Source organism: Actinomycetospora sp. ABD4_176 (assembly GCF_056311855.1).
In genome coordinates this window covers 5,826,334-5,838,930 of record NZ_CM149974.1, presented here as the reverse complement: position 1 = coordinate 5,838,930, position 12,597 = coordinate 5,826,334, and the positions used below count along the sequence as shown (strand labels likewise).

The 12,597-nt window shown below is 77.0% G+C and carries 14 protein-coding genes; 9 read left to right on the top strand and 5 right to left on the bottom strand.

Going from position 1 to position 12,597, the window contains the following annotated elements:
• Positions 1–77 precede the first annotated feature (77 nt).
• The 3 genes from ACYX4T_RS28215 to ACYX4T_RS28205 form a co-directional block, all read right to left on the bottom strand.
• On the bottom strand, positions 78–1,085 hold the full coding sequence (locus ACYX4T_RS28215) for a glycosyltransferase (protein WP_476015390.1): 1,008 nt from the start codon (positions 1,083–1,085) through the stop codon (positions 78–80).
• Between the two features lie 126 nt (positions 1,086–1,211).
• Positions 1,212–2,276 (bottom strand): glycosyltransferase family 9 protein, encoded by a 1,065-nt coding sequence (locus ACYX4T_RS28210; RefSeq protein ID WP_476012508.1) that lies wholly within the window; start codon positions 2,274–2,276, stop codon positions 1,212–1,214.
• Entirely contained in the window at positions 2,273–2,803 is a 531-nt protein-coding gene (locus tag ACYX4T_RS28205) for an HAD-IIIA family hydrolase (RefSeq protein WP_476012507.1), read from the bottom strand. The genes ACYX4T_RS28210 and ACYX4T_RS28205 overlap by 4 nt, the downstream gene beginning before the upstream one ends.
• 204 nt (positions 2,804–3,007) lie before the next feature.
• On the opposite strand from ACYX4T_RS28205, the gene ACYX4T_RS28200 reads away from it, so the two are divergent.
• From ACYX4T_RS28200 to ACYX4T_RS28165, 8 genes are all read left to right on the top strand, one after another.
• Positions 3,008–3,517 (top strand): ATP-binding protein, encoded by a 510-nt coding sequence (locus ACYX4T_RS28200; protein WP_476012506.1) that lies wholly within the window; start codon positions 3,008–3,010, stop codon positions 3,515–3,517.
• 236 nt (positions 3,518–3,753) lie between these two features.
• A complete protein-coding gene (locus ACYX4T_RS28195) occupies positions 3,754–4,491 on the top strand; it encodes an RNA polymerase sigma factor SigF (protein ID WP_274234703.1) in 738 nt (245 codons plus the stop codon).
• A gap of 1 nt (position 4,492) precedes the next feature.
• Positions 4,493–5,446, top strand: a complete 954-nt coding sequence (locus tag ACYX4T_RS28190; RefSeq protein ID WP_476012505.1) for a glycosyltransferase family 9 protein — start codon at positions 4,493–4,495, stop codon at positions 5,444–5,446.
• Between the two features lie 10 nt (positions 5,447–5,456).
• Positions 5,457–6,308 carry a DUF2127 domain-containing protein gene (locus ACYX4T_RS28185; RefSeq protein WP_476012504.1) on the top strand — a complete coding sequence of 284 codons (852 nt, stop codon included), beginning with the start codon at positions 5,457–5,459 and terminating at the stop codon, positions 6,306–6,308.
• Between the two features lie 48 nt (positions 6,309–6,356).
• A complete protein-coding gene (locus tag ACYX4T_RS28180) occupies positions 6,357–7,274 on the top strand; it encodes a YhjD/YihY/BrkB family envelope integrity protein (RefSeq protein WP_476012503.1) in 918 nt (305 codons plus the stop codon).
• Positions 7,271–8,089: a carotenoid biosynthesis protein gene (locus ACYX4T_RS28175; RefSeq protein ID WP_476012502.1), complete on the top strand. Its 819-nt coding sequence runs from the start codon at positions 7,271–7,273 to the stop codon at positions 8,087–8,089. The genes ACYX4T_RS28180 and ACYX4T_RS28175 overlap by 4 nt, the downstream gene beginning before the upstream one ends.
• Positions 8,086–9,198 (top strand): glycosyltransferase family 2 protein, encoded by a 1,113-nt coding sequence (locus tag ACYX4T_RS28170; RefSeq protein WP_476012501.1) that lies wholly within the window; start codon positions 8,086–8,088, stop codon positions 9,196–9,198. The genes ACYX4T_RS28175 and ACYX4T_RS28170 overlap by 4 nt, the downstream gene beginning before the upstream one ends.
• The gene (locus tag ACYX4T_RS28165; RefSeq protein WP_476012500.1) at positions 9,120–10,679 is read left to right on the top strand and encodes a phytoene desaturase family protein; all 1,560 of its coding nucleotides are present in this window, start codon (positions 9,120–9,122) and stop codon (positions 10,677–10,679) included. The genes ACYX4T_RS28170 and ACYX4T_RS28165 overlap by 79 nt, the downstream gene beginning before the upstream one ends.
• 42 nt (positions 10,680–10,721) lie before the next feature.
• Here the strand turns inward: ACYX4T_RS28165 and ACYX4T_RS28160 are convergent, their stop codons facing one another.
• Together ACYX4T_RS28160 and ligD are read right to left on the bottom strand one after the other, a co-directional pair.
• The gene (locus tag ACYX4T_RS28160; RefSeq protein WP_476012499.1) at positions 10,722–11,366 is read right to left on the bottom strand and encodes a CDP-alcohol phosphatidyltransferase family protein; all 645 of its coding nucleotides are present in this window, start codon (positions 11,364–11,366) and stop codon (positions 10,722–10,724) included.
• Positions 11,363–12,289 (bottom strand): non-homologous end-joining DNA ligase, encoded by a 927-nt coding sequence (ligD, locus tag ACYX4T_RS28155; protein ID WP_476015389.1) that lies wholly within the window; start codon positions 12,287–12,289, stop codon positions 11,363–11,365. Before ligD ends, ACYX4T_RS28160 begins: the two co-directional genes overlap by 4 nt.
• Before the next feature lie 112 nt (positions 12,290–12,401).
• Here ligD and ACYX4T_RS28150 point away from each other — a divergent pair, with 112 nt between their 5' ends.
• On the top strand, positions 12,402–12,590 hold the full coding sequence (locus ACYX4T_RS28150) for a hypothetical protein (protein ID WP_476012498.1): 189 nt from the start codon (positions 12,402–12,404) through the stop codon (positions 12,588–12,590).
• Positions 12,591–12,597 lie beyond the last annotated feature (7 nt).

Sequence of the window (12,597 nt, the reverse complement as noted above, 5' to 3'; positions counted from 1 at the left end):
CGCGGCGGGCGCGCCACGGGACGAGGGGGGACTCGGACCGGCACGTGGCTGGACCGGTCCCGCACCCCGTGGGGTGGTCAGACCGCGGGTGCCAACCGGCGGGGGTCTCGGGCGCGCCCCGTCGCGTCGCCCTCGATCAGCTCGTCGAGCAGGAGATCCCAGTCGGCGAGGAAGCGGTCCACCCCGTGGCGGGCCAGCGCCGAGGCCCGGGCGGTGGCGCCCGCCGCGCGGGCGAGCCCCGGATCGTCGCGGTAGGTGCGCAGGCCTTCGTGCAGGACCCGCAGGTCGGTCGCCACGACGCCCGCCCCGTCCGGGACGTCGACGGCGGCCTCGGTGGTCGCGAGCGCGACCACCGGCATCCCGAGCATCATCGCCTCGATCAGCGACAGGCCCAGCGAGGTCCAGCGCACCGGGTGCAGGTAGACGCGCCGGCGCGCCATCTCGGTGTGCAGCCGGTCCTGGGGCAGGTCGCCGCCGATCGCGATGCCGGGATGGCGGACGGCCTCGCCGAGGCGCTCGCTGCCGATCCCGTAGACGTCGAGACCGACGGTGTCGGCGAAGCCCGCGAGCAGGTCGGTGCCGGTGACGCGGTGGCGCCGCACCGGCTCGTTGACGACGACCGCGGCGCGGTCGAGCTCGCCGGTGTAGCGGTCGCCCGGGTCGAGCACGCCGTGCTCGACGACGTGGACCGGTGCCCGCCCGGTGTCCCACATCAGCGCGTTGAAGTGCGTCACGTGCACGACGGGGATGTCGTCGCGGTCGGCCATCGGGTGGCGCGACGTGGGGACGTCACCCTTCGGCGTGTTGTGCTCCACGAACACCGCGGGCAGGTCGACGCCCGGTCGCCGCCCCGTCCAGCGCTCGGTGAGCTCGATCTCCTCGGGGCGTTGGAGCACGACGGCGTCGATCGTCGCGGCGCGCTCGCGCAGCTGCTCCGGGGTGGCCTCCTGCACCCGTGCCGGCCAGTCCCAGGCCGCCGGCCGGCCCCCGCCCCAGGGCCCGCGCTCCGGCAGCACCGGCAGCAGGCACGTGTGCCGCCCCTGGACGAACGCGGTGCTCCAGGAGCCGTGGACGTGCCAGTGCAGGACGGTGCGCGCCGGCGTCCGGGCTGGTTCCCGGACCGACGCCGGGGACGGCGCGGGGTCGGACGGGTAGGTCACCGGCGAGGTATTGGTTCCGCGTCGAACCCATAAACTCCGCCCGCCGAACTACTACTCTCCGTACACGACCGTGGCGACGGCCTCGACGACGTCGCGGCCGCGGACCTGGTCCAGACAAGGGTGACCAGGCACGGGGCAGGTCCGCGCGCGTGTCCCACGGCACGGCGCGTCCTGATCGCCGAGCAGAATCCGTGGCACTCCGTAAGGGGCCCACCGCTCCGGCGGCACCACGGGAGCGAACAGGGAGATCACCGGCACACCCACGGCGGCGGCGAGGTGCGCCGGGCCGGTGTTGCCCACCACGACCGCCCGCGCACCGGCGAGGACGGCGGCGAGCGTGCCGAAACCGGTGCGCCCGCCGAGGTCCACCCCGTCGCGGCCGGCGACCCGCGCGGTCAGCGCCGTCTCCCCCGGCGCCCCGGTCACGACCACCCGGTGCCCGGCCGCGGCGAGCGCCGTCACGCCCTCGGCCGCCCGGTGCGGTGACCACGCACGCGCGGGCACCGACGCGCCGGGGTGCAGCACGAGGTAGTCGTCGGTGACGGCGTGCGCGGCGAGCAGGTCGGCGGCCTCCCGGCGGGCGTCGTCGTCGACGGTGACCGCGAGGCGCCCCTCGTCCCCCGGGGGCAGCCGGTAGCCGGCGCGCTCGGCGATCGCCAGGGCGCGCTCGGCCTCGGGGAGGTCGTCGGGCAGGTCGACGGTCGGGTCGAGGGCGGGGTCGCCCGGGCGCAGGCGGACGTCGAGGAGGCTGCCGGGGTAGTCGACCGACGCCGCGGTGATGCGCGGGACGCCCGCGAGGCGCAGCACGAGCGCGGTGGGCAGGGGCGACTGGTGGAACGAGGTGAGCACCACCGCCTCGTCGACGCGCAGGGCGGCCAGGGCGTCGACGACCTGCGCGGTGCCCTCCCGCGTCACCGGCGGCGGCTCGCCGTCCACCCACGGGCAGCGCCAGACCGCGACGGCGTCGACACCCGGCAGCAGCCCGGCCGCCTGCCGCCCCCGGGGCCCGACGAGCGCCACCACCTCGTCGGCGCCGGCGGCGACGGCGCGGATCGCGGGGCCGGACAGCAGCACGTCGCCGTCGCTGTCGAGGCGCACGACGAGCACGCGCGTCATGCGTCGAACCCCAGGAGGGCCACGGCGCCGAGCAGGTCGCCGGCGAGGATGCCGCGCGCCCGGGCGGCGTCGACCTCCTCGGGGCGGGTGGCCGCGGTCGGCACGAGCACCGCCCGCGCACCGGCCGCGTCGGCCGCGCCGACGTCGGCGGCGATGTCCCCGACCACCGCGACCTCGCCCGGCGCGACCCCCAGCGCCGCCGCCGCGGCGAGCACCATGCCGGGCGCGGGCTTGCGGCAGTCGCACCCGTCGTCGGCACCGTGCGGGCACCACCGCCAGTCGGCGAACGGCCCCAGCAGCTCCTCCACCCGGCCGTTCACGGCGACCACCTGCGCGGGGTCCAGGAGGCCGCGCGCGACACCCGACTGGTTGCTGACGACCCCCACGGGCACTCCCGCCGCGCGGAGGCGCCCGAGGGCCGCGGCGGCGGTCGGCACGGGCTCCACGCGATCCGGGTCGCCGTTGTAGGGGACGTCGACGACGAGGGTGCCGTCGCGGTCGAAGAGCACCGCGCGGGGACGGGTCACGGCGCGGCAGCACACCACACGGCGACGCGCGGCGCGCACGTCACCCCGTCGCGAGCTGGGGCGTCGAGGGGCTCGGTTTGTGGGGTGGGGCCCCGGGTACACGCCGGGAGACCGGAGCCTCGCCGGTCTGTCCGCCGCCCGCGCGGGCGTGACCGACCAGGAGGACCTGCGTTGATCAGCCCCCAGCCACCCGAACACCGGGGCATGGGTGCACCGCGTGACGTCGAAGTGCGCGTGCTGCCCGTGCCGGAGGCGCTCGTCACCGTGCGCACCGTCGCCGGCGACCTCGCCGCGCGGGCCGAATTCACCCTCGACGTGGTGGACGACCTGCGCCTGGCGGTCGACGAGGCGTGCACCTGCCTCGCCGCGCTCGCGCGTCCCGACACCAAGCTGACCGTCACGTTCGCCGTCGACGACGAGCGGATCGTGATGACCGCGTCGGTGTCCACCACCGGGCCGACGACCCTGCCGGTCGACACGTTCGCGTGGCGTGTGCTCACCGTCCTCGCCGACGACGTGCGCGTGCTCGCCGGGGCGCCGTCGTCCCCGGGCGAGGCCCACCGCCTCGCGCTGCGCGTGATCGTCGAGCGCCGCCGCGGCCTCCCCCTCGCCGACGTCCTGCCCGACACCGGGACCGGCGAGGACATCGAAGAGACGGCCCCCGCGGCAACCGTCACCCGACTCCCCGAGCCCCCGCGGAGCGTGGGCCCGTGAGGAGCCCCGCCGCCGGCGCGCAGGCCGGAGCCACCGCCCCCGATCCCACGGATGTGAGCTCGATCGACGTCATGACCGACACCGCCGGCGCGACCGGGACGCAGGCCGCCGACGGCGACGCCACCACGGCGCCGCGTCCCGAGCCGCAGGACAGGGGCACCGAGGAGCGCACCGACGGCCGCAACGGTGGCCGCAACGGCGATCGCAAGGGCTCGCGCGGGGAGTACGACCACCTCATGCCGAAGCTCGCCGAGCACGCGTCGCTGGAGCAGGGCTCGCCGGAGCGGCTGCGGCTGCGCGACGAGCTGGTGCGCGGGCACCTGCCGGTGGCCCAGCACATCGCGCGCCGCTTCTCGCGCCGCGGCGAGCCGGAGGAGGACCTCGAGCAGGTCGCCACGCTCGGTCTGATCAACGCGGTCGACCGGTACGACCCGGCCCGCGGCACCGACTTCCTGTCCTACGCGGTGCCGACGATCACCGGGGAGGTGCGCCGGCACTTCCGGGATCAGGCGTGGTCGATGCGCGTGCCGCGCCGGCTCAAGGACCTCAACGTCACGCTGAGCTCGGCGATGTCGCAGATGTCGCAGACGCTGGGCCGCGCGCCCAACGCCGCCGAGCTCGCCGAGCACCTCGGCATCGGCAAGGAGGAGGTGCTCGAGGCCCTCGAGGCGTCGAACGCCTACCGCAGCGGCTCGCTCGACGAGATGCTCGTCGACGACCCGGACTCGGGCACGGTCTCCGACCTGCTCGGCGAGGCCGACGCGGCGCTCGAGCAGGTCGAGTACCAGCAGTCGCTGGCCCCGCTGCTCGAGAAGCTCCCGCAGCGCGAGCGCACGATCATCATGCTCCGGTTCTTCAAGAACATGACGCAGTCGCAGATCGCCGAGCGCGTCGGGATCTCGCAGATGCACGTGTCCCGCCTGCTCGCCAAGACCCTCGCCCAGCTGCGCGACGGCCTCGGCGACGCGCGCTGAGGTGTCCTCCCCGGGTCGCCCGACGGCCGTCGTCCTGCGCGACCTCGGCCTCGGCGACCTGCTCGTCGCCGTGCCCGCGCTGCGCCTGCTGCGCCGCGCCCTGCCCGACCACGAGATCGTCCTCGTCGCCCCCGACGCCCTCGCCCCCCTCGTGGCGCGGCTGCCGGAGGTGGACACCCATGTGAGCAGTTGCCGCCCCTATAGGGGCGGCAACTGCTCACGTACCGACGTGGCCGTCAACCTCCACGGCAAGGGGCCCGAGAGCCACGCGCGGCTGGACGCCCTGGCGCCCCGGCGGCGGATCGGGCACGCCGCGCCCGGCTGGGACGGGCCGGCGTGGACCGACGACCCCGCCCGCCCCGAACGCCGCCGCTGGTGCGACCTGCTCGCGGCCACCGGCCTCGTCTCCCCCGACGACGCCCGCGACGGCGCCGACGACCTGGTGGTCCCCGGCCGGCGCGCGGTCCCCGGCGGCCCGGTCGTCGTGCACCCCGGCGCCGCGTTCGGGTCCAAGCGCTGGCCGCCCGAGCGGTTCGCCGCGTGCGCCGTGGCCCTGGCCGCGCGGGGCCACGCGGTCGTCGTCACCGGCAGCGACGGCGAGCGCGCGCTGACCGCCGAGGTCGTCGCCCGGGCGGGCCTGCCCCGCGACGCCGACCTCGGCGGGCGCACCGACCTCGCCGGCCTGCTCGACCTCGTCGCCGCCGCGTCCCTGGTGCTCGCCGGCGACACCGGCATCAGCCACGTCGCCACGGCGTTCGGCACGCCCTCGGTGACCGTCTTCGGCCCCGTCCCGCCGACGCAGTGGGGACCGCCGCCCGGGGGCCCGCACGCCGTCCTCGGCGACGACGCGGTGCGCCGCGGCGAGCGCTTCGCCGACGACCCCGACCCCGCGCTCCTCGCCGTCACCCCCGCCGACGTGCTCGCCGCGATACCGGCCGCCGCCGTGCCCGCCTAACCTCGCGCCCGTGAGGCTGCGCTACGAGCTCCTGGGCTGTGCGCTGCACGGGCACGCGCTCGTCGGCACGGACGCGGCCGCGGTGCGCGCCCGGGACGCCCTGCTCGTGCGCGAGGACGCCGAGGGCCTGCGCTGGCACCGCTGCCTGCGCTGCGACGCGTGGGAGCCCCGCGCGGCCCCGGCGTCGCCGGCGCGGGACACCGTGCCCGGCCCCGACGAGGTCGACGTGCCCTTGCGCGGGCGCCCGCTGCGCGACCGGTTCGTCCTGCGCCTGATCGCCCTGGACCGCGCGGTGCACGTGGTGGCCCTCTCGCTGCTGGGCACCGCGGTGCTCCTGTTCGCCACCTACCGCGAGGCGTGGGGCCCGACCGCCGGGCAGATCGTCGGCATCCTGCAGGCCGGGATCGGCGGCCCGGTCGGCCACGGCGGACCGACCCTGCTCGTCGAGGTCGAGCGCGCGTTCGACGTCCCCGCCGCGACGCTGTACCGGCTCGCTGCCCTCCTGCTCGCCTACGCGGTGCTCGAGGCCGTCGAGGCCGTCGGGCTCTGGTACGCGCGCCGGTGGGCGGAGTACCTGACGTTCGTCGCCACCACGGTCCTGCTGGTGCCCGAGGTCTGGGAGCTCACGCACGGGCCGACGCCGCTGAAGATCCTGGCGCTGGTGGTCAACCTCGCCGTCGTCGCCTACCTCCTCGTCGCCAAGCGGCTGTTCGGGCTGCGGGGCGGCGGGCGGGCCGAGGAGGCCGAGCGGGCGCACGACACGGGGTGGCCCGCGGTGGAGCGCGCCGGCCCGGCGGTCGCGTGCGCCCAGGTCAACGACCGATCGGCCCCCGGGCAGGGCCCTCTCGACCCCCACGTGTGAGGTCCGCGTGACCGGTTGTCCGCCGACGGAGCGGGGTACGCCGGGGCAGTGCCCCGTTCCGTCTCGTCGTCCCCGCCGGTGGTCTTCGCCCGGTCGGTGGCGGCGTCCGTGGCCGCGACGCTGCGCGGACGTGACCTCGCCGCCGTCGCCGCCGGCCTGACCTACTTCGCGGCGCTCGGCGTCGTGCCGTGGCTGCTGCTCGCGGTGTGGGGCGCGGCCCTGCTGACCTCGCCCGCGGCGATCGCCGGGTACCTCGCCGACCTGCGGATGCTGGTGCCGGCGGAGATGGGCGCGCGGCCGGTGTACGACGGGCTCGTGCGCGCGGGGCTGAACCTGGGGTGGTGGGGAGCGTTCGTCACGATCATCCCGGCCACCTTCTACGGCGAGGGCCTGCGCCGGGCGTCGCTGCGCCTGTCCCCGCGCACCGACCGCTTCACCGGCTGGCGCGCGCGGGTGAGCCTGCTGCCGCTGGTGCTCGCGGTGCCGGTGCTCGCGCTCGGGGTGTTCGTGACGGCCCCGCTGCTCGCCGACCTCGCCCGCACCGGCGGCTTCTGGGGCACTCTCGGCCAGGTCGTCGTCGCCTTCCACGTCTCGTTCGTCGCCGTCGGCGTGGTCCTGACCTGGGGGTTCCGGGTCGTCGCGCCCGGCGGGCCCGGCTGGGCCGCGACGCTCCTCGGAGCGTTCGGCACCGCCGCGGTGATCTCCGGCTTCCTGCAGGGCTTCCTGCTGTTCCTCGCGCTCCCGATCGACCTCGGCATCCCGTTCGGCGGCCTCGACGTCGTCGGCGCGACGGTCGCGATCGCGCTGTGGATGTTCGTGCTGCACGTGCTGCTGCTCACCGGCTGGGCCACCACCGACGCCCTCGACCGCCGGTTCCGCGCCGCGCGGGAGGCCCGCGCCGACGAGACGCCCGACCCCGGCCCGGCCCCCTCGTCCGCGCCGCTGACCGTCGGGGCGGGACGGTGAGCCACACGACCCACACCCGCCCGGTCACGCGGCGCCGCCCGGCCCTCCGGCCCTCCCGGCACGCCGTGCCGTGGGCGCTCGGCGCGGGCGTGGTCGGGGTACAGATCGCGTTCCCGCTCACCGGCGGCGGCACCCCGGCGCTGACCGTCCTGGCCGTCGCCCTCTTCGCGGCCGCCTCGGTGTCCCACGCCCTGCTCACCCGCGGGCCGGGTGCCGCGGTCGGCCTCGTCGTCGTCGCGGGCGGCGGCGGGCTCGTCGTCGAGGCCGTCGGGCTGGCGACGGGCCTGCCGTTCGGCGAGTACCGCTACACCGGCTCGCTGGGCGCCGAGGTGCTCGGCGTCCCCGTCGTCGTCCCCCTCGCCTGGACGATGATGGCCTACCCGTCCCTGGTCGTCGGCCGCCGTCTCGCCGCGGCGCTCGGTCGCGGGCGGGGCACGGTCACGCTGCTCGGGGCGTGGGCGCTGGCTACCTGGGACGTCTTCCTCGACCCGCAGATGGTCGAGGCCGGGCACTGGTACTGGCTCGAGCCCTGGCCGACGCTGCCCGGCGTGCCGGGCATCCCGCTGTCGAACTTCGCGGGCTGGCTGCTCGTCGCCCTGCTGATGATCGCCGCGCTCGACCGCGTCGTGCCGGCCCCGACCGAGGGTGACGACCGGCTGCCGCTGACGCTGTGGTGCTGGACGTTCCTGTCCTCGACGATGGCCGCCGCCGTGTTCTTCGGACGGCCGTCGGTGGCGCTGGTCGGCGGCGTGCTCATGGGGCTGGTCGGGGTGCCGCTGCTCGTGGTGCTGCGACGCCACGGGGCGCGGACGTGAGGACCACGGCCGTCGGGACCGCACTCGGGACCGCGCTCGCGCTGGGGTCCCTCGGTCTCACCGTCGACAACCTGCGCCGGCTGCGCGTCCCGGACCCGACGGCACCGCCGCCGCGCGAGCGGGTCGCCGTGCTCGTGCCCGCGCGCGACGAGGAGGCCGACATCGTCGACTGCGTGCGGGCCCTGCTCGCCGCGGTCGAGGGCTGGCCGGTGCCCGCGGAGATCCTCGTCCTCGACGACGGGTCCACCGACACCACGGCCGCCCGGGTGCGCGAGCTCGGCGTGCGCGTCCTCGACGGCGTCGCGCCCCCGCCCGGCTGGCTCGCGAAGCCCTGGGCGTGCCACCAGCTCGCGCGCGCGACCGGCGCCGACGTCCTCGTGTTCGTCGACGCCGACGTGCGCGTCGCGCCGCACGGGCTCGCGGCGACGGTCGACCTGCTGCGTCGCGCCGGCCTCGACCTCGTCAGCCCCCACCCGCGCCAGCGCGCCGAGGGCCCGGCCGAGCGGCTGGTGCAGCCGCTGCTGGCGTGGTCGTGGCTCGCGATGCTGCCGCTGGGCATCGCCGAGCGCTCGCCGCGCCCGACGCTGTCGGCCGCCAACGGCCAGCTGCTCGCCGTCGACGCGCGCGCCTACCGCGCGGCCGGCGGGCACCCGCCCGACCAGGTCCTCGACGACCTCGCCCTGCTGCGCGCGCTCAAGCGCCACGGCCGCCGCGGGGTGGTCGCCGACGGCACCGGGGTCGCGGAGTGCCGGATGTACCGCGGGGCGGCGGAGGTCCGCGCCGGCTACACGAAGTCGCTGTGGGCGGCGTTCGGCACCCGCCCGCGCGCCGCCGCGGTCGTCGGAATGCTGGCGCTCGTGCACCTCGTCCCGGCGCTCGCGGCCCTCCGGGGCTCGCGGGTGGGGCTGGTCGGCTACCTCGCGGGGGTCGCGAGCCGGGTGCTCGCGGCCCGGCGCACCGGCGCGCGCCCGGGCGACGCCGTCGCGCACCCCGTCTCGGTGCTGGCGGTCGCCGCGCTGACCGTCGAGTCGTGGCGCCGGCGCCGTGCGGGCACGCTGCGCTGGCGCGGGCGCCCGGTGGTGGCCGAGTCGCCGTCGCGGGCGGCATGACGCGCGCGGTCGTCGTCGGCGGGGGGCTCGGCGGGCTGGCGGTCGCCGCGCGGCTCGCCGCGGCCGGCCAGCAGGTGACGCTGCTCGAGGCCGCCGGGCGGGTCGGCGGCAAGCTCGGCACCGTCGAGGTCGACGGGTTCCGCTTCGACACCGGCCCCTCGCTGGTGACCATGCCCGCGGTGCTCGAGCGCCTGTTCGCCGACACCGGCGTGCCCCTGCGCGACGTCCTCGACCTGCAGCGACTCGACGTCGCGGCGCGCTACCGGTTCGGCGACGGCGTGGAGCTGGACCTGCCCGGGTCGCGCGCGGAGATCGCCCCGGCCCTCGACGACGCGCTGGGCGCCGGCGCGGGCGCGCAGTGGGAGGCGTTCCTGTCCCACGCCGAGCGCGTGTGGGACGCGACGCACGAGCACTTCCTGGAGTCCCCCGTCTCCCCCGCCGGGCTCGCCCGAGTGTCGCTGCGGGTGCGCGACCTGCTCGCCGTCGCCCCGTGGCGCAGCCTGCGCGGGGTCGGCGACCGCTACCTGCGCGACGAGCGCCTCGGCCTGCTGCTCGACCGCTACGCCACGTACTCCGGGTCGGACCCGCGGCGCGCGCCGGCGGCGCTCGCGGTGGTGCCCTACGTCGAGCAGCAGTTCGGGTCCTGGTACGTGCGCGGCGGGCTGCGCCGGCTCGCGGAGGCGGTGGCCGACCGGTGCCGGGCGCTGGGGGTCGAGGTGCGGACCGGCGCGCGGGTCGCGGCGATCGACACGGTCGCCGACCGGGTGTCGGCCGTGCGCCTGTCCGACGGGGAGCGGCTGGCGGCCGACGTGGTCGTCGCCAACGCGGACGCGGCGACGGTCTACGGGCCCGGCGGGCTGCTCCCCCACGCGGCGTCGGCCCGGCGCCTGGCGCGCACCACGCCGTCGTCGTCGGGGTTCGTGCTGCTGCTGGGGCTCGCCGGGCGGGAGCCCGGCACGCCGCACCACCGCGTGCTCTTCCCGCCCTCGCGCGCGGCCTACGACGCGGAGTTCGACGCGTACCGCTCCGGCGCGCCGGCGTCGGCGCCGGCGGTGTACGTCCACGCCCCGGACGACCCGGCGCTGCGCCCGGGCGATGACGGCGAGGGGTGGTTCGTGCTGGTCACGGCCCCGCGCCACGACCCGGAGCGGGGGGTCGACTGGGACGCGCCGGGGGTCGCGCCGCGCTACGCCGAGCGGATCCTCGAGGTCATGGCGCGCCGCGGGCTCGACGTGCGCCACCGCATCCGCTCGTGCACCGTGCGCACGCCCGCCGACCTGGAGCGCGAGACCCTCTCCCCCGGCGGGTCGATCTACGGCACGTCGTCCGACGGCGCGCTCGCGGCCTTCCTGCGCCCGGCCAACCGCTCCCCGGTCGCCGGGCTCTACCTCGTCGGCGGCTCCTCCCACCCCGGCGGCGGCCTCCCCCTCGTGACCCTCTCCGCCGAGATCACCGCCCGCCTGGTGCGGTCCCGTATGTGAGCACTTTCCTGCCCTATAGGGCAGGAAAGTGCTCACATACCCTCACGTGCGGAGCCGGCGGCGCACCGTCACCACGACCTGCACGAACCCGACCACGGCGAGCAGCGCCGCGATCACCATCGCCACGGTCGCCGCCGGCACCGAGGGCGTCGTCGTCGCGCCGACCAGCCCCAGCGCCGTCACGATCACGCGCGAGGGCCGCTCCCACACGCTGACCACGCCCACCTCGGGCAGCGCCGCCGAGGCCCGCACCGACTCCTGCAGCAGCGTCAGCGTCCCCACCCCGACCGCGAGCCAGCCCGGCGCCCCCGCCAGCACCAGGGCCACGAGGAACGCCACGTCCCCGACCCGGTCGACGAGCTGGTCGAGCACCCGGCCCCACGCCGTCACGGTGTCGGTGAGCACCGCGACCGCGCCGTCGAGCCCGTCGAGCAGCGCGCACAGCACCGCCAGCACAGCCCCGAGCACCAGCCCCCACCGGCCCAGCACGACCGCGAGCGGCACCGCCACCCCGCACACCAGCGACGCGAGCGTCAGCACCCACGGCGGCACCCCGCGGCGGGCCAGTGGCCGCACGAGCACGTGCACCACCCGCAGCCAGCCGAGCACGAGGCCCCGCGGCTCGATCCCGCCGTGCGCCGCCGACCACCGGCGCAGGTGGTCGGGGAACTCCGGGACGGAGGTCACTGCTCCCGCACGACGTCGGCGGGGTCCTTGTCCTCGCGCAGGCCCTGGTAGCGCGGGTGGCGCAGCCGTCCGTCGGTGGTCCACTCCCCGAACCCGACCGCGCACACCAGCTCGGGGCGCACCCAGTGCTGGCCCTTCTCCCGCACCGCGTCGACGAAGGGGCTGTCCCCGACCGTCAACGGGTCCAGCCGGTCGCGCAGCATCACCAGCGTCGCCGCGTCGTACCCCGTCCCGACCTTCCCGGCGTAGCGCAGCCCGCCGTCGGCGTAGTAGCCGACGAGCAGCGCGCCCAGCCCGCGCCGCGAGCCGCTCGGGTCGGTCCAGCCGCCGATGACGAACTCCTGGTCGCGGACGCACTTGAGCTTGAGCCAGTCGCGGCTGCGCCCGCCGACGACGTACGGGGCGTCGCTGCGCTTGGCGATCAGCCCCTCCCAGCCGTCGGCGCACGCCTCGGCGAGCAGGTCCGACGGGTCGCCCTCGAGCGCGGGCGAGCGGAACAGGGGCGCCTCGAGGCCGACGACGGCGTCGAGGATCCGGTGCCGCGTCGACTGCGGCAGCCGCGTCACGTCGACGTCGTCGAGCACCAGCAGGTCGAACAGGTGCGCCTCCACCGCGACGCCCGTGCGCCGCGCCCGGTCGGGATTCGTGAGGTGCATGCGCGCCTGCAGGCTGGAGAACGTCCCGTCGGCGGCGGTGATCTCGCCGTCGAGCACGAAGCGAGACGGCCCGTGCTCGGCCAGCGCCTCGACGATCTCGGGGTAGCTCGCGTCCATCGACTTCTCGTTGCGCGACCACAGCCGCGGCGCCCCGCCCCGCTCCCGGGTCGCGATCACCCGGACGCCGTCGAGCTTGCGCTCGAACACCCAGCCCGCCCGCAGGTCCGCCCCCACCCGCCCGGGCTCCTTGGAGAGGGTCGCGAGCATCGGTGCCCGGGAGCGCACGTCCTCCGCCCGGCGCAGCGCGCGCTGCTGCTCGGGCGGCAGGTCCCACACGTCGTCGGGCACCCCGCCTTCCTACCCCCTACCGTTCCGGTCCATGAGCGAGCAGCGTCAGGACGCCGCCGACATCGAGCAGCGCTACGTCCAGGAGTACGACGAGGACGCGGCACTGGTCGAGGGCCTCGACCCCGACAAGCCGCGCGGGCAGAAGACCACCGACCAGGTCGAGGCCGTCGGCGACGACGTCGAGACCGACGTCGAGGAGATGGCCGACCCGGAACGCTGAGGTCACG